Consider the following 16,630-nt stretch of genomic DNA (forward strand, 5'->3'; position numbering starts at 1 on the left):
ACTCAGTCGGACAGCTGCTGCTCGAGGAAGTCGATCGTGCGCTGCCAGGCGTCGGCGGCCACCTCAGGGTGGTGGGTCTGCGCGTTGGTGTCGTTGAAGAAGGCGTGGCCCACGCCGTCGTAGACGTGCGAGGTGAAGTCGGCGCCGGCACTCGTCATCCGGGCCTCGAGCTCGGGCCGTGCGTCGGTGATGCCGTGGTCATCGGCTCCGTACAGCGCCAGCACCGGGCAGGCCAGGTCGGCCGGGTCGCCGGTGTCGGGGAAGCCACCGTAGAAGACCACGGCGGCTTTGAGACGGGGCTCGGCCAGCGCGAGGGCGAAGCTGTAGGAGCCCCCGAAGCAGAAGCCCACGACGGCCACGTCGTCATCGACTCCCTCCTGCTCGAGCAACAGGTCAACCACTGAGCGCAGGGCCGGCACAGCCCACGCGGCGAAGTCTGGAGCGCGGGCGGCGTTCATGGTGTCGCGCAGCCGCGGCTGGGCCGCCGACCGCTGTGCCTCGTCGCCGGCGAACATCAGCTGCTGCAGCTCACTGCCGACCTCCGGGGTCAGGCCGATGTGTCCGAGCAGGTCGGGGGCGATGGCGATGTAGCCCAACGCCGCGAAGCGGTCGGTCACGTCGATGATGTGATCGGTGAGGCCCCAGATCTCCTGCATGACGACGACTGCACCCCGCACCTCGCCGAGCGGGTCGGCGCGGTAGGCGGTCAGCTCGTGCTGCGGAAGCTCGATCAGGGTGCCCATCCCCCAGTCCTACCAGCCGGACCTCGAACCGTGACCACGGGGCCGGGCATACCGACGTCCCAGCCGGGTCGTAGTCTCGCCGGCTCGAACTGCGACAGCGCTGGCCTCACCGGCCGACAGGGGCGCCCGTCGGCTCGCGTTCGACCGTGACGCTCGGCTGGCCCGGTGTCGGCGTACCCGCGTGCGATCGGTCGGGCGGCGGCAGCTGGGCGGCCAGCAGCACGAGCACCGGCACCAGCAGCATCGCCCCACCGGGGGGCACCGCCGTGCCCGAGTCGTTGAGCAGGAAGCCGAGCAGCCAGACGAGCGCGACGGCCCGCAGCGCGGGTGCGAGCAGGGGGATGGCCTGGATGCTCGGACGCAGCTGCCGCGGCCATCGCGACCGCGGTCGCAACGCCACCCACAGGAGCAGCAGCAGGGGCAGAGGTGCGAGCAGGGTGAGGGGCGAGGAGGTCAGGAAGGTCACGTTGGCCTGCCAGATGCGGTTCAGGCTGGCAAGCACCTTGCCGTCGTCGAGACGGGCTACGAAGTCACCCAGGTGGGTGCGACTCTCGGGGCCGCGGAGGTAGTCGAGCACCGCCAGGGCTATCACGACGACGCTGGTGCCGAACACGACGGCGACGGCCCGTACCACCGTCACGCGCCGCCCCACGGCGCTGAGGGCAAGGTAGGCGAAGGCGGGCACCAGCGCGGCCGGGCCTCCACCATCCGCGCCCCAGCGCGGGAAGCCGTCGATGAGCACGGCCACACCGCCGATCACCACGACGGTGGCGGCCGCCAGTTTGGAGACCTGGCCCCTCCCGCGCGAAAGCGGGCTGCTGACCAGCGCCGCGAGGGCGAGGGAGGCCGTGGCGAACAGCCCGAAGGCCACGTTGCCCATGCCCGAGTAGCGACTGCCGTAGAGCGGTTGCAGGCCCAGCATCGACAGAAACTGCAGATCACTGCCGTGCGAGACGTCGAGGCCGATCACGACGGCGGTGAGCAGACAGAGCACGGCCGCAGACCCGCCCGTCAGGCGTCGCCAGGGGCCGACGAGGGCGACCACTGCGAACAGGAGCGAGATGGCGACCACCCCGACGGCCAGCTGCAGCCGGGGGTGCCCGCCGCGCCACCAGGGCAGGACGTTGACGACGAAGGTCGACATGGGCATGGCGACGGCGGTGGCGCTGACGAGCGCGACCCAGCGGCGAACCCACCTACGGGCCGGGCTCGCGGGTTCGAGGTCGCGAACCCGCAGCCAGATCAGTGCACCGATGGCCCAGCCGGCGACGACCAGGGCGAAGAAGGCGGGCAGGAACACGGGTACGAGCTGGTGCTGCTGGCCGAGTGCGTCGGTGATCTCGGTCGTTCGAACCACCGGCGCGGTCGGGCTGCCCGAGGGTTGGACGAGGGGAAGGCGACCCTCCGGGAGCCGCGGCGCCTTGGAACCGGCGCGCTGAAACACGAGGGCGGAGAGGTCGGTCAGCGTGATGACCCCCCGCTGACCCGTCGAGACCGACGAGAGCAGACCGTGGGAGACCCCGGGCCCCGCGATGACCACGGCGTGCAGCTGCTCGGGACCACCCTCGTCGGAAAGGCCCGCAACCACGAGCGTGGTGCGAGCGGGCAGCCGAGGGGTCAGCCACCGTAGGTAGGCGTCGTCGGGGCCGGCCAGGCTGATGAAGGTGACCGGACAGACGGTGACGTCGACGCGTCGAGGGTCGGAGACGTAGTGGCTGACGACCCCGTCGGTGTTCGCTGCGCCGAGCGCCGCGTCGGGGCCGGCAGCGGCGATGCACTGCCCTGCTGAGGCCAGAACGGTTCCGAGACGACCGATGTCGGCCGGTTGCGCGCGTCCGAGCGTCGTTCGCCGCCACGTGGCCCAGGGCGCGATGGTCGCAGTGGTGGCGACCGTCGCCACGGTCGTGGTCTCGCTGGCCACGACCGGGGTCGGAGCAGGAGGACACGGGGCCGGCGACTGCCCCGGAGGTGTCTCCCCGACGATGGTGCCGATGGACGTGCGGACGCCGGCCGAGAGGGTGAGCCACGACTGCAGGGAGCAGGAGTGCTGAGTCAGGCTGCGTGTGGCGAGTGCACCGACGGCGCCCTTGCGAGCCAGCTTCCAGAGGGTCGACCCGCGGGTGTCGGGAGTGTCGGCGTAGGTCAGGGACGGCATCGACACGACCACGAGTGGGCCGGGCTGGGAGATGTCGACCAGGGCCGGCCGGGTCTGCACGGCCGACCAGGCCAGCGCGGATCCGACGCAAGCCAGCACCGTGACCACGGCGAGGAGGAGCCAGCGTCGGAGCATCACATCAGCCTAGGTGTCGACGGGCCGACGCCTCGACAGGCGCCACGAAGACGACACGACAGACACCACGGACACCACGACGGCCCGGCCCGAGATGGGGGCGTGGTCCGCGCTGATCCGGCCGCGTCCCCTCGTCCCAGATCCGGGCAGCTGCCCGGATCGACCGGCGTGTCAGTCGCGTTCGATGACGGTGGTGAGCACGTCGGTCACGCCCGGACGGCGAGGCGTCGACGAGAAGCCGAACCCGCAGGGAGGGTCGACGGGGGCGAGCGATCCGAGGTCGAGGTCGTCGAAGCGTCCGACGAGCCCCGTGACGGCGTGCAGGTCGGTGGCGCCGTAGAACTCCTGCCGTCCGGTCAGGGCCGTGCCGCGAGTGCGTACTCCGCGCATCACGACGCGGGCGACGGGGTCGATGGCGGTAGCCCCTGCGGGACTGGCCGCGACGCGGGTGGGAACGAGCCGCAGCAGTCGGCCGAGCGGCATCCGCCCCCCGACTCCGATGTGCAGGTCGAGTGACGTCGACGCCACCTGCCACTCCCCCGGCGGACCCCCGACCACGATCGGCTCGATGCGCACCTCGTCGAACTCGTACGTGGCGCAGATGAACTCGGCCACCCCTTCGGTGGGCGCGATCAGCACCCGGTGACCGTGAGCCGTCTCGACCATCGCGTCGGCGAACGACCCGAGGTGGCTGTCGGCCCAACGGCCGACGACGACGCGCACCCCGCTCGTCGACCCGACCCCGGCGATCTGGCCCCGGAAGCACCACCGCTGCGTCACCGGCATCCCCTCATGGTCCGAGCGTAGGCGAGCGATGCGGGAAGGCGAGTCGTGTGCAACTCTGGAGACCATGACGAAACCCCTCCTTCAGGTGATCATCGGCAGCACCCGGCCGGGCCGGGTCGGCATCCACGTCGCCGACTGGTTCGTCGAGGCGGCTCGGGCCAACGGATCCTTCGAGGTCGAGGTGCTCGACCTCGCCGAGATCGACCTCCCCCTGTTCGACGAGCCGTACCACCCCGCGATGCACCAGTACACACAGCCACACACCCACGCCTGGAGCGAGGCGGTCTCTCGCGGAGATGCGGTCGTCTTCGTCATGCCCGAGTACAACTGGGGGTCAACCCGGCCCTCAAGAACGCCATCGACTACCTGAACCGCGAGTGGGCCTACAAGGCCGTCGCCACGGTGAGCTACGGCGGGGTGGCCGCCGGCCTGCGGGCCGCCACCGCCCTGAAGTCGAACGTGCTGCCCCTGCGGATGATCCCGATCCTGGAGGCGATCAGCATCCCGTTCGTCAGCAGCTTCGTCGTCGACGGAGCCTTCGTGCCCAACGACGTGCTGCGCGAGTCGGTCGACCCGTTGCTGGCCGAGCTGCTCAAGGTGACGGAGGCGACCGCGGTGCTGCGCGCCTAGCCGACGTCGTCTGAGTGCGGCTCCCGTTGGGCCGTCGGATGCCGCTCCGCTCGTGACGACGCAAGGTCACTGCACGCGGTTCACCGACTTCTCGAGCCCGGCGATGATCTTGGAGTAGTCGGCCGTGGGGCTGCCGCCCAGCACCGCACCCCAGGCGGGCACCAGCTCGACACCGTAACGATGCCCGAAGCCGTCCGGCGTGTCGTGGGCCACGGGCATGTCGCTGGTCAGCTGCCAGAACGTGGCGAACGGAATCCACGTCACGTCGGGGTTGACGTCGTGGCCACGCGGCTCGCGCAGCCAGTCGGGCTGGGCCCCGAGCAGGTCGGGGTTCCACCAGACGACGGGGTCGGACGGGTGCTGGGCGTAGACGAACCTCGGGAAGTCCCAGACGCCGTAAGGGCGCCCGTAGTAGTCGGTCGTCAGCTGCGTGCCACTCGTGGCGAACCGGATGTGCCTCCCGTCGTCGACGACCGGCGCGATCTCGGGCGATCCGGGGTTTCGCCTCGACGTGAGGCTCGTCCAGAGCGGGGTGAAGCTCGGGGTGCCGGCCCACACGCCGCCTTGCGCGCGGGCCATCATGTCGTCGGCGTCGGTGAACGCCGCCTGACCTCCGTATGACCCCAGCGACTCTCCCCCCACGACCAACAGCGGCCGCTCCCCGGCCGGTTGCCGGCTCCATGCCACGTACACAGCGTCGAAGAGCGCTTTGCCCGCCTCGCTCGGTGTCTCGCGGTCGGTGAGAAACTGAGCCGCACTCGGGAGGTAGGAGTACTGCATCGCCGCGATCGCGCTGTCGCCGTTGCTGAGGTACTCGAGCGCCTGGGCCTGGTAGTCGTCGACCCAGCCGGTGCCGGTCGTGGTGAACACGGCCAGCACCCGACGCTGGAACGCCCCGGTGCGTTCGAGCTCGGCGACCACCGACGCAGAGACCTCGCCCAGGCTGCGCTCGTCGGGACGCCCGGCATAGACCCGGATCGGGTCGCTGGCCCGCCGGCCGGTCGCCGCGCCGATCTCGGCCGACGTGGGTGCGCTCGTGACGAACATCTGCCCCTCGTAGCCGAGGCTGGCGTAGGGCACGACCGAGCCGGGGCCACCCGAAAGCAACGGCGAGGTCGGCGCGGCGCGGCCCGAGGGGTTGTCGGCGTTGACGCGGGCAGCCGAGGCCGCGAAGGCCTGCATGGCGCGGCGGAAGATGACGCTGTCGGAGACCCAGGCCGCTCCGGTGATGACCACCACGACAGCGACTGCGGTCGCCACCGTCTTCGGGAGCACGTGGCCCACCACATCGGCCAGACCCCTGCGCAGCGCCCGCAGCCCGCGGGCGACGCCGAGCAGCGCAACCGCGATCACGGTGGCGAGGGCCAGGGCGCCGGCCCAGCCGACCGGGCTGAGCGGCTCGAGGTGCACCACGGCGGCGGTGCGGGCCTGCGAGCGCACGTTGGAGACCGTCACCGCGAGCACCGCGAGCGCGACGACGACGGGCACGGCGACCCGCAGCCAGCGCGCCGCCTGCTCGCTGAGAAACACCTTCAGGCCGACGAACCGGGCGAGGTGGTGGGCCGCCCAGAAGACCAGGAGCCCCAGGGCGTAGCCGGCTGCGGCGCAGAGCCCACTGACCATGCCCTGGTAGTACCAGGTTCGGGGCAGCAGGCTCGGTGACATCGAGATCACGAAGTAGCCGGCCGCGAAGAACAGGCCGGTGCGCGACAGGTGCCACCACGGGCGCCGACTCGGCAGCAGCGACGACATCTCCGGCATCCCTCGAGACTAGGTGCCGGGCCGCCTCGCCCGCCTCGGGGTTCTCACGGGTCGGCCTCGGGGATCACCCTGAACGGCGCCCGACCCGGTGACCGGGGAGGATGGCCCCATGACGAGCGACGAGCGGATCACCGACTACGAGCGGGTCGGCCTCACCTTCGAGGTGACCGACTCCGGCCCCGTGAGCGGCAGGCCGGTCGTGCTGCTGCACGGCTTCCCGACCGACCGCACGAGCTGGCGACACATCGAACCGCTCCTGCACGAGGCGGGCTGTCGAACCTTCGCGCCCGACCAGCGGGGGTACAGCCCGCGGGCGAGCCCGCGGGGGCGGGCTGAGTACCGCCTGGAAGAGCTGGTCGCGGACGCCCTGACCCTCGTCGACCTGGCCGGAACCGCGGGCAGTGACGGTACGGGCGTCATGGGCGGCACTGGCGGCACGGGCCACGCCGAGCCGGTGCACCTGGTCGGGCATGACTGGGGAGGCGCCGTGGCCTGGCTGGTGGCCGGCAACCACCCCGAACGGATCGCGTCGGTCACCGTGCTCTCGACCCCGCATCCGGCCGCCCTGTCGCGAGCCCTCAAGACCCGCGACCAGCTGCGACGGTCGTGGTACATGGGCGCCTTCCAGCTGCCGTGGCTGCCCGAGCGGGCGGTGGCCGCCCGGTTCAGACAGCTGATGGTGGGCGGGGGCCTGCCGGCCGAGGACGTCGAGCGGTATGCCGCTCACCTGGCCCGCCCCGAAGCCCTCACCGGGCCGATCAACTGGTACCGCGCGGCTAGGTCGTCTCACGTTCGAGCCCATCGGGTGACCGTGCCGAGCACCTACGTCTGGGGCAACCGCGACTTCGCCCTTGGGCCGCTCGCAGCGCAGCTGACCCGTGAGCACGTCACGGGGCCCTACGAGTTCGTCGAGCTCACGGCCGGCCACTGGTTGCCCGAGAAGCGGCCCGAGGAGTGCGCCGCCGCGATCGTGTCCCGCGTGCGCTCGGCCGACTGACCGGCATCCGGCAGGATCCGCCCCCCACCCCACCCCGTCGAGTGGCCACTTCCGTACGCACGAACCGGTACGGAAGTGGCCTCTCGAGCTGGTCGGGCTGGTCGTGCTGGTCGTGCTGGTCGTGCTGGTCGGTCAGTTGTAGCGGGTGTAGTTGTAGAGCGACCAGGCGTCGTCGTCGAAGTACGGCGAGAGCATGATCGTCGGACCGGCGATGCGGTCGATGCGGCTGTTCACCCCGTTGAGGTAGCCCCAGTCACCGTTGTACGAGTTCAGCCAGCCGCCACCGCTGCTCCCCCGCGTCATGTCGCAAGGGATCTTGACGGTCTGGCTCCAGAAGAAGACCGCATCCCACTCGGGTGAGGTCCAACCCTGACAGCGCATCAGGTTGCCGCCGTCGAAGGGTGTCTCGGCCGGGTAGCCGAACGCGTAGTCGTAGGTGCTCTTCCCGCGGTTGACCGTGATGCCCTGCCCACCGAAGTAGTCGGCGATGTGCCAACCGAAGTTGGTGTTCATCGTGGCCACCCCGATGTCCTGGCTGAAGTCGGAGCTCCCGGTCCAGGCGCTACGCGACGAGAGGTAGGCCGCGCCCCACGTGCCGTACGGGCTGGGGTTGCTCAGGTCGTCGTCGTACGCCGGCACGAAGGCCCAGTTGCTGTGCCAGCTACCGCCCGAGCCCTCGTTGACGCAGTGCCCGGCCGTCCAGACCGAGTCCTTGCCCTCGGAGTTGACGATGGTGCCCGAGCACACGTAGTTGCGACCGTCAGACTTGGTGAAGAACACCTTGCCCGCCGTGTATGCCGTCGGTGAGTAGTACGGAAGGTTCGGGTTGTAGGCCGCCGTGACCCCCTTGCCGGATGCCGTGAAGACCTTGCTCTTCGCTCCGGCGACCTTGCGCAGCGGTCCGTCGTTGGTGACGGGCCGCATGCCCTTCTGACGCGCGAGCTGCTGCGACGTGCTCCAGGCGCCCGCCTTCGCACTGAGGTCGCCCGAGCTCGCCACGGGCACCGCGGCCCGCATCCGGGCCGGCGTCCAGTAGGCCTCGAGGGCCTGGTTGTCGGTCGCGGCTACGCCGAACCTCGCCGTTCCAGCGGTCTTGGCGGCCGGCGTGACCGTCGGCCGGCTGGAGGAGTTCGTCGCCCCCTTGGCCGTCTTCGCGCCGCCCGCGGATGCGGCCGCGTCACCGGAGGTCGGAGCGGCGGCCGCCGCTCCGATCGAGAGACTGGCCGCAGCCAGCATGCCGACCCCGACGGTCAACGACTTTGCGCTCAACTTCGTGAGTGTGCCCATGACAGGCCGTTCCTTCCCCTGACTCGGGTGCAGGCTGCACCCGATCCTGACCAAGCAGAGGGCCGCCCGTGACGGGTGATACCCGGTCGCCGGGAAGAGAGCCGGCCCCGAGGGAGTTGCACCGACGTGAAGATCGACATCTGGACCGACATCGTGTGCCCGTTCTGCTACCTGGGACGGGGCTATCTCGAGACCGCCATCGCGGGCTTCGAGCACCGCGACGAGGTCGAGCTCACGTGGCACAGCTTCGAGCTCGACCGCAACGCAGAGGCCGTCTCCCAGCAGGGCCTCATCGACATGGTGGCCACGAAGTACGGCGCCAGCCGCGAGCAGACGGTAGCCCAGCACGAGTCGATGGCCACCGCCGCCCGTGAGATCGGCCTCGAGTTCAACTGGGAGGCCGCCCGGCCCGGCAACACCTTCGACGCTCACCGGCTGGTGCACCTCGCCGCCGAGCGGGGCCTCGACGGGGCCGCCCACGAGCGTCTGATGCAGGCCTACTTCGCCGAAGGCCGCCCGATCGGCGACCGCGAGACGCTCGCTGACCTGGCCGCCGAGATCGGGCTCGACCGCGACGAGGTAGTGGCCATGCTGGAGTCAGACGACTACGGCAACCACGTGCGCAGCGACCAGGCCACGGCCACCATGCTGGGCATCACCGGCGTGCCCTTCTTCGTGTTCGACCGCAAGTACGGCGTGTCGGGGGCGCAACCGGTCGACGTGCTGACCCAGGCGTTGGAGACGGCCTGGTCTACTCGTCACGAGCGGCCCGAGCCGGTCGCGGCCTCCGCCGGCTGCGGTGGCGGCTGTGGGTCGAACGGCTGCGGCGGCGCCTGCTCCAGCTGACAAGCGGCTTCGACCCGTGCTCGACAGCACCCGCACGCGGCTCGGGACCCCTACGGTGAGGTGGCATGGCCCACCCGATCATGTTCGACGTCGACGACCCGTACCTGGCCCGGCTGCGGGCGATCTGTCTCGCCCTCCCCGAGGCGGACGAGAAGGTGGCCCACGGGCGCCCGACCTTCTTCACCAAGAAGGTGTTCGCCTACTACGGCGGCACGGTCAAAGGCGACCACGACCCCGAGCCCTACGGGCGGTCGCTGCTCTTCTGCCCCGACCCTGACGACCGCCCCGCCCTGGTCGAGGACGACCGGTTCTTCGAACCGGCCTACCTCGGGCCGTACGGCTGGCTCGGCCTGAACTTCCGCCCGGCGGGGAGCGTCGCCCAGGTCGACTGGACCGAGGTGGCCGAGCTCGTCGACGCCTCGTATCGGCGCACCGCCCCCGCCCGCCTGGTCCGGGCCCTCGATGGCTGAGGCCCCAGCATCCGGCCCACCAGAAGACTCCTTCGGGTGGCGGTCGTCACACAGTCAGGATCGCCACCCGGTTCGCCTCGACTGGGGACCCGACGCCGCCCTCGCCCTGGCACGCTACGCCGTCGAGAGGGGTGGCAGCGTCTACGCGGTGGTGGTCGACGTGCTGAGCTTCACCACGAGTGTCTCCGTCGCTGCAGATGCCGGCCTTCCCGTGCTGCCCTTCCGATGGGGCCACGACCGAGCGCGTGAGTTCGCCGACGAGCGTTCAGCAGTGTTGGCCCAGCCTCGTTCGCACACGAGTGCCGGACGGGTCAGCCTGTCTCCGAGGTCGATTCGAGACACGAAGGCCCGAAGCGCGATCGTGCTGCCCTCCCCCAACGGATCGACCATTGCCGAGAAGCTGGGCGAATGCGGGGCAGTCGTCGTCGCCGGCGCGTTGCGCAACCGGGCGGCAGTGGCGCAGTGGCTCAGCCGGCGACTCATTGCGCATGTCGCCGAGTCGGGGGGCCATCAGACCGTGGTGCTGCTCGTACCGGCCGGCGAGCGGTGGCCCGACGGCTCGTTGCGACCCGCCGTCGAGGACCTCTGGGGTGCCGGCGGCGTGGCGGCGGCGATCCTCGAACGCCTCGAGGTCGCGCTCGGGGACGACCCGGCATCCGGCCTGCTGAGCCCGGAGGCGCACGCGGCCCGGCTCGCCTACGACGGGGTGCGGGATCGACTGCCGGCGTCGCTGGCGGAGTGCGCGAGCGGGCGCGAGCTCGTCGAGTCGGGCTGGTCCGACGACGTGGCCATCGCGGGCGAGCTCGACTCCAGCCTCAGCGTTCCGGTGCTGGTCGACGGCGCCTTTCGGTCCGGGACGTCACTGTCCGATCGCCGACCAGAAGGCTGACGCCACCTTCGAGGGTCGGCCGGTGCGCTGCTCCGACCAGTCGGCCGACGACATCAGTGCGGTGACCGCGTTGACGCCCAGCCAACGCAGGGGCTCGGGCTCCCACAGTGGTGACGAACGCCCCGCCCAGGGCAGCCCGGCCAGGTCGTCGGGGTCGTCGTCGCGGATCATCGCGGCGAGGGTGCGACCGGCCAGGGCCGAGGTGGCGACGCCGTCGCCCACGTAGCCTCCGGCGAAGCCGAGCCCAGTGCGCCGGTCGTGCCGCACGGAGGGGAACCAGTCGCGTGGCACCCCGAGGTTGCCACCCCACGCGTGGGTGAAGCGAACCCCGGCGAGTGCCGGAAAGAGCTCGACGAGGATCTGGCGCAGCTTCGCGTGCACCTTGGGGTCGCGGTCGAAGTCAGACGAGACCCGGGATGCGAAGTGATACGGAGCGCCTCTGCCGCCAAAGGCGATTCGCCCATCACGGGTGCGCTGACCGTAGATCGTCAGATGTCGGTTGTCGGCGAACGTCGTGCGCTTGTCGAGCCCGACGGCGGCGAGCAGCTCGGGGCCGAGGGGCTCGGTGGCCGTCATGAGCGAGTAGACCGGAGCGATGGCGCGCCGACGCCCGGCGACCAACGGGGTGTAGCCCTCGGTCGCCAGCACCACGTGCTCAGCTCGGGCAGTGCCCTCTGGGGTGGTGACCCGGCCGGGGCTGACGTCGAGCGCATGCGATCGTTCGTAGATCACCCCGCCGCGGCGCTCCACGGCACGCGCCAGGCCGCGCACGAGGCGAGCCGGGTGGATGGCCGCACAGTGAGGAGTGAACGCCCCGCCGACCGCCCCCGCCACCGAGGCGATCTCGGCCACCTCGGCCGGGCCGAGCAACCGATGGTGTTCGTCGCCGAAGCCCCAGGCGGCGTACTCGGCGACCTCCTCGCGCTCGCGCTCGAGCTGGGCGGTGTTGCGCGCGACCGAGAGATACCCACCCTGGTCGAAGTGGCAGTCGATGCCCTCGCGCTCGGCGATGCGGCCCACCTCGGAGACGGTGTCGTGCAGCTGCTGTTGCAGCCGCACGGCGCCGCCGCGCCCTCCCTCGGCCGCCAACCGGCGCAGGGAGGTCGGAAAAAGTGCCGAGCACCACCCGCCGTTACGACCCGAGGCCCCGAAACCGGCGATCTCCGCCTCGATCACCGCGACGCGGATGGCGGGATCGGCGGCGAGCAGGTGGTAGGCGGTCCACAGCCCGGTGTAGCCGGCCCCGACGATGGCGACGTCTACATCGAGGTCGCCCGACAGGCGAGGTCGAGGCGTGAGGTCGTCGTCGACGGTCTCGTGCCACAGGCTGAGGCCGCGGTATCCGGTGTTGGGCATGGGCTGAGTATGCCGCTACTGGAGTCGTGGCGCGAAGACGGTTCTGGCCACTGATCCTCACCAAAACCAGCACTCCACCTACTGGATCCGAAGGTCGGCGCCACGAACGCCCTCTTCCGGTCACCGCAAAAAGGGGGCAGGATGCCGGTCATGACCACCGTCGACCGTGCCCGTCTCACCCGGCTGCTGGAACGCGAGCGCACCACGTTCGCCGCCGCCCGGCCACGGTCGGAGGAGCTGGCCCACCGCGCTCGTCAGCACATGCCCGCCGGCGTGCCGATGAGCTGGATGGCCAAGTGGCCGGGGCCCTTCCCCGTCTTCGTCGACCGGGCGGCCGGCGCCCACTTCACCTGCGTCGACGGCATCGACCACATCGACTTCTGTCTCGGAGACACCGGCGCGATGATGGGCCACAGCCCGGCAGCGACGGTGGCCGCCGTCGAGCGTCAGCTGACGCGCGGCATCACGACGATGTTGCCCACCGAGGACGCCATCGCGGTCTCCGCGGGGTTGGCCGAGCGCTTCGGCCTGCCCTACTGGCAGTTCACCCTGACCGCCACCGACGCGAACCGCCACGTGATCCGCTACGCCCGCCACCTCACCGGCCGCCCGAAGATCGTCGTGCACGACTACTGCTACCACGGGTCGGTCGACGAGGCCTTCGCGACGATGTCCGACGACGGCCGCACCATCGACCGCAGGGGCAACATCGGCGCGCCGGTCGACACCTCCGAGACGACGCGCGTCGTGCCCTTCAACGATCTCGAGGCGCTCGAGGCCGCCCTGGCGCACGGCGACGTCGCGGCGGTGCTGGTCGAGCCGGCCCTGACCAACATCGGCATCGTGCTGCCCGAGCCGGGGTACAACGAGGCGGTTCGCGAGCTGGCGACCCGCCACGGCGCTCTGCTCATCAACGACGAGACGCACACCATCTGCGCCGGCCCATCGGGCTACACCGGGCAGCTCGGGCTCGAACCCGACTTTCTCGTGATCGGCAAGTCGATCGGGGGCGGCGTGCCCTGCGGCACGTTCGGGTTCAGTCACGAGGTGGCCGAGCGCATCGCCCGTTCAGTCGAGCTGGAGGACATCGACGTGGGCGGCATCGGCGGCACCCTGGCCGGCAACGGCCTCTCGATGGCGGCCATGAGGGCCACCCTCGACGGCGTGCTGACACCCTCGGCCTACGAGCACATGGTGCCGCTGGCCGACGCGTGGGCCGACGGGGTTCAGGCCGGCATCGACGCGGCCGGCGCCGACTGGTGCGTGACCCGGCTGGGCGCCCGGGCCGAGTACACCTTCTCGAAGCAGCCGCCGCGCACCGGTCGCGAGGCGGCCGATTCAGACGACTTCGAGCTGCAGCAGCTGCTCCACCTCTACGCCCTGGGCCGGGGCATCCTGCTGACCCCGTTCCACAACATGGCGCTGATGTGCCCCGACACCACCCGAGCCGATGTCGACGCGCACACTGCGATGTTCGCCGAGTGCGTCGCCGAGCTCTTTGCCGACTCCTGACCAGTCACGTCACCGGTCACGTCACCGGTCACGTCACGAGCGAGGGTCGCCCGAAGCGGGTCGCCACCCCCTCCGAGAAGAGGGCACGCAACGGTTCACCCGTCGGTTGGGCCCCACTCGCACCCAGCAGGTCGTCGCGCAGGTCGAGCACCTCCGCCGCGCGCAGCGGCCACGGCCCGTGCTCGTTCGGCACCCACACCGTGCGGCCGGCCACTTTCGTGTGCGCGCCCCATCGTGCGGTCAGCCACGTCTCGAGCGGTGTGGGCGTGACAGGGCCACCGACGCGTACCGACAGCACGCTGCGAAGGCCACGGTCCGGCATCCGACGTCGGCTCGTATAGGTCACCACGTCGCCTTCGCGGCGCACCGACAGCCGCGCCCACGTGTACGGGATTCCCAGCCCGATGCGGGCCGCCGGAACGACGAGCAGCCGCTGCGTCTCGAGCGAGCGGAACAGCACCCCGTGCCGGCCCGCGTCGTCGACGGAGTAGAGGCGGATGTTCGTCTCGAGAAAGCTGCCGAGCCACGGGATGCGCGGCGACGGCGCTCGCCCGAGCCGGATGCCGTCCATGACGAAGGGCACGAGCGCGACGTAGGTGCGGCCGTCGGCGAAGACGTCGGGCCGTGTGCCGGTCGGGAACAGGTGCGCCACCGAGCTCGGTTCCACCGGCCAGTGCACGAACGTGACGTCTCGCCACATCTGGTCGAAGACGACCGGCCGACGCAGCGGTGGCGGCAGCACCGGGTAGCCGGTGAGGAACGACTCGGCCTCCGACGCAGAACCCACCCGCCCATCGTCACACGGCCACGCGAACGGCGGCCAGGGGGGTGAGCCGCCCGACGTTAACCTGTCGGTCGTCAGGTTCCACCCAGGCGAGGACCCATCCGGAGGACCCACCGTGAGCGACGAAGCCCCCACCACCGCCCCGTCTGCGACCGTGGTGCCGCGGCGCAAGAGCATCAAGCTCGGCATCGTCGGTGCCGGTGCGGTCGGCTCGACGCTGGCCTACGCAGCCCTGATGCGTGGTGCCGCCCAGACCGTGGCCCTCTACGACGTCAACCGGGCCAAGGTCGAGGCGGAGGCGCTCGATCTCGGGCACGGCATCCAGTTCGTGCCCATGGCGCGCGTGCAGGGGTCCGACGACATCGCCGTGCTGGCCGACTCCGACGTCGTCGTCTTCACCGCCGGCGCCAAGCAGAAGCCGGGCCAGACGCGACTCGACCTCGCCGAGTCGACCATCGGCATCGTGCGTCAGCTCATGCCACGGCTGGTCGAGACCGCACCGGATGCCGTGCACGTGATGGTCACCAACCCGGTCGACGTCGTGACCTTCGCCGCGCTGTCGATCTCCGGCCTGCCACCCGAGCGGCTCTTCGGCTCGGGCACGGTGCTCGACTCGTCGAGGCTGCGCTTCGTGCTGGCCCAGCGAACCGCGGTGGCCGCCCAGAACATTCATGCGTACGTCGTGGGTGAGCACGGCGACTCCGAGATCGCCGTCTGGTCGTCGGCGATGATCGGCTCGGTTCCGCTGCTGGAGTGGAAGGGCCCCGACGGCAGCCCCCTCTTCGACGCCCCGGCCCTGGCCGAGATCGCCACTGACGTGGTTCAGTCCGCCTACCGCGTCATCGCCGGCAAGGGCGCCACCAACTACGCCATCGGGCTGGCGGCCGTGCGAGTGCTCGAAGCCATCGTCAACGACGAGCGGCGCATCCTGCCCGTGTCCTCCCTTCTCGAGGGCTATCGCGACCTCCGAGACGTCTGCCTCTCGGTGCCGGCCGTGGTGCACGCCGGTGGCGTCGGCGACCGCATCGAGGTGCCGATGACCGAGCTCGAGCTGGACGGTCTGCGAGCCTCGGCCCAGGCCGTGCGGGCGACCGCTCGACGTTTCGGCTTCTGAGCCCACCCGGCCCTCGTCGTAGAGTCAGACCGACGACAGGAGACTGATGCAGCACGTTCGACCAGGCGAGACCCGACCGAACCAGCCAAGGCGACGCCCCCACATCCTGGTCGCCGCGTTCGCCGGCGCCGTCGTCGGTTCGGCCGCGCTGGCGGCCTGCGGCTCCCCTTCCCCCGACAGCCCGACGGGCAGCCCAGCGCCCGCCGCCGCCCCGACCCGGCTGCGCGCAGCGTTCGACCTGGAGGCGCACCGGGGTGGAGCAGCCCTCACGACGGAGAACAGCCTGGCGGCCTACAGCCGAGCCCTCGACATCGGCGTCTCCACCCTCGAGCTCGACGTGCAGGTGACGAAGGACCTGCACGTCATCGTCTCGCACGACACCCGCGTGAACGAGGCCAACTGCCGTGACACGTCACCGGCCTTCGCGGGCGACCCGCTCTACCCCTACGCGGGAAAGCCGTGGCGCCTGCTGACCCTCGCCGAGGTCAAGACCCTGCAGTGCGGCTACCAGGTCGACAAGGCCTTCCCGAAGCAGAACGCCGTCGTGGCTCCGATACCCGAGCTCGCCGATGTGTTCGCCCTGCTGAAGAAGCGCGGGGCCGATAACGTGTCGGCCAACGTCGAGATCAAGAGCCGGGCCGACGACCTCGAGGTCACCGTGCCACGAGACGTCTACGCTCAACGCACCTGGGCGGTCGTCACTGCGGCGGGGATGAGTGACCGCGTCACGATCCAGTCGTTCGACTGGGAGAGCCTGAAGCAGGTACACGCCATCGCCCCCCGGGCCCGGCTCGTCGCCCTCAGCGCACCCGACTATCTGCAGGTCGGGTCACCGGGCGCCTCGCCCTGGCTCGGCGGGGTCGATGTCGACGATGTCGGAGGCAGCCTCGTGCGGGCGGCGAAGACCATCGACGGGGTGGTCGCCGTGTCCCCCGATTTCACCTTCCCGGTCGACGCCGCCATGGTGGCCCAGGCGCACGCAGCTGGTCTCACGGTCATTCCCTGGACCGTCGACGACGCGGGCGACATGTCACGCCTGATCGACCTCGGCGTCGACGGCATCATCACGAACCACCCCGACGACCTGCGAAAGGTTCTGCAGCAGAAGGGCATCGCCGTACCGAAGCCCCACCCCGCGGGCTGACCGGCCGAGGGGGATGATGAG

Annotated in this window: 14 protein-coding genes and 1 pseudogene; 8 read left to right on the forward strand and 7 right to left on the reverse strand. The window is 70.8% G+C overall.

The window, feature by feature from the left end; translation table 11 throughout:
- Window positions 1-2: 2 nt before the first annotated feature.
- From BA895_RS16955 to BA895_RS16965, 3 genes are all read right to left on the reverse strand, one after another.
- The gene (locus BA895_RS16955) at window positions 3-743 is read right to left on the reverse strand and encodes a dienelactone hydrolase family protein (RefSeq protein WP_070193051.1); all 741 of its coding nucleotides are present in this window, start codon (window positions 741-743) and stop codon (window positions 3-5) included.
- A gap of 106 nt (window positions 744-849) precedes the next feature.
- The gene (locus tag BA895_RS16960) at window positions 850-3,033 is read right to left on the reverse strand and encodes a hypothetical protein (protein WP_070193052.1); all 2,184 of its coding nucleotides are present in this window, start codon (window positions 3,031-3,033) and stop codon (window positions 850-852) included.
- Window positions 3,034-3,204: 171 nt separating this feature from the next.
- Window positions 3,205-3,819, reverse strand: coding sequence for a hypothetical protein (locus BA895_RS16965; RefSeq protein WP_070193053.1), 615 nt, complete (start codon window positions 3,817-3,819; stop codon window positions 3,205-3,207).
- Window positions 3,820-3,883: 64 nt separating this feature from the next.
- On the opposite strand from BA895_RS16965, the pseudogene BA895_RS24585 reads away from it, so the two are divergent.
- Window positions 3,884-4,449, forward strand: a pseudogene (locus tag BA895_RS24585) (NADPH-dependent FMN reductase).
- A 66-nt stretch (window positions 4,450-4,515) separates the two neighbouring features.
- On the opposite strand, the gene BA895_RS16975 reads toward BA895_RS24585, so the two are convergent.
- On the reverse strand, window positions 4,516-6,210 hold the full coding sequence (locus BA895_RS16975) for an alpha/beta-hydrolase family protein (RefSeq protein WP_070193054.1): 1,695 nt from the start codon (window positions 6,208-6,210) through the stop codon (window positions 4,516-4,518).
- Between the two features lie 109 nt (window positions 6,211-6,319).
- Here BA895_RS16975 and BA895_RS16980 point away from each other — a divergent pair, with 109 nt between their 5' ends.
- Window positions 6,320-7,207 (forward strand): alpha/beta fold hydrolase, encoded by an 888-nt coding sequence (locus tag BA895_RS16980; RefSeq protein ID WP_070193055.1) that lies wholly within the window; start codon window positions 6,320-6,322, stop codon window positions 7,205-7,207.
- A 132-nt stretch (window positions 7,208-7,339) separates the two neighbouring features.
- Here BA895_RS16980 and BA895_RS16985 read toward each other — a convergent pair whose 3' ends face one another.
- Window positions 7,340-8,494, reverse strand: coding sequence for a serine protease (locus BA895_RS16985; RefSeq protein WP_070193056.1), 1,155 nt, complete (start codon window positions 8,492-8,494; stop codon window positions 7,340-7,342).
- A gap of 126 nt (window positions 8,495-8,620) precedes the next feature.
- Between BA895_RS16985 and BA895_RS16990 the strand changes: the two genes are divergently transcribed.
- The 3 genes from BA895_RS16990 (at window position 8,621) to BA895_RS17000 (ending at window position 10,699) form a co-directional block, all read left to right on the forward strand.
- Window positions 8,621-9,340, forward strand: coding sequence for a DsbA family oxidoreductase (locus BA895_RS16990; RefSeq protein ID WP_070193057.1), 720 nt, complete (start codon window positions 8,621-8,623; stop codon window positions 9,338-9,340).
- Window positions 9,341-9,405: 65 nt separating this feature from the next.
- Entirely contained in the window at window positions 9,406-9,810 is a 405-nt protein-coding gene (locus BA895_RS16995; RefSeq protein ID WP_070193058.1) for an MmcQ/YjbR family DNA-binding protein, read from the forward strand.
- Window positions 9,803-10,699 carry a 2-phosphosulfolactate phosphatase gene (locus tag BA895_RS17000; RefSeq protein ID WP_070193059.1) on the forward strand — a complete coding sequence of 299 codons (897 nt, stop codon included), beginning with the start codon at window positions 9,803-9,805 and terminating at the stop codon, window positions 10,697-10,699. The genes BA895_RS16995 and BA895_RS17000 overlap by 8 nt, the downstream gene beginning before the upstream one ends.
- Here BA895_RS17000 and BA895_RS17005 read toward each other — a convergent pair.
- Window positions 10,670-12,055 carry an FAD-binding oxidoreductase gene (locus BA895_RS17005; protein ID WP_070193060.1) on the reverse strand — a complete coding sequence of 462 codons (1,386 nt, stop codon included), beginning with the start codon at window positions 12,053-12,055 and terminating at the stop codon, window positions 10,670-10,672. The genes BA895_RS17000 and BA895_RS17005 overlap by 30 nt on opposite strands.
- A gap of 150 nt (window positions 12,056-12,205) precedes the next feature.
- Between BA895_RS17005 and BA895_RS17010 the strand changes: the two genes are divergently transcribed.
- A complete protein-coding gene (locus tag BA895_RS17010; protein WP_070193213.1) occupies window positions 12,206-13,567 on the forward strand; it encodes an aspartate aminotransferase family protein in 1,362 nt (453 codons plus the stop codon).
- Between the two features lie 28 nt (window positions 13,568-13,595).
- Here BA895_RS17010 and BA895_RS17015 read toward each other — a convergent pair whose 3' ends face one another.
- Window positions 13,596-14,354: a YqjF family protein gene (locus BA895_RS17015; protein ID WP_254666528.1), complete on the reverse strand. Its 759-nt coding sequence runs from the start codon at window positions 14,352-14,354 to the stop codon at window positions 13,596-13,598.
- Between the two features lie 112 nt (window positions 14,355-14,466).
- Here BA895_RS17015 and BA895_RS17020 point away from each other — a divergent pair, with 112 nt between their 5' ends.
- Both BA895_RS17020 and BA895_RS17025 read left to right on the forward strand, forming a co-directional pair.
- Window positions 14,467-15,465, forward strand: a complete 999-nt coding sequence (locus BA895_RS17020; protein WP_070193061.1) for an L-lactate dehydrogenase — start codon at window positions 14,467-14,469, stop codon at window positions 15,463-15,465.
- Window positions 15,466-15,511: 46 nt separating this feature from the next.
- A complete protein-coding gene (locus BA895_RS17025; RefSeq protein ID WP_083283471.1) occupies window positions 15,512-16,609 on the forward strand; it encodes a glycerophosphodiester phosphodiesterase family protein in 1,098 nt (365 codons plus the stop codon).
- Window positions 16,610-16,630: the final 21 nt, after the last annotated feature.

It is taken from the genome of Humibacillus sp. DSM 29435 (genome assembly GCF_001758225.1).
Classification (GTDB): domain Bacteria; phylum Actinomycetota; class Actinomycetes; order Actinomycetales; family Dermatophilaceae; genus DSM-29435.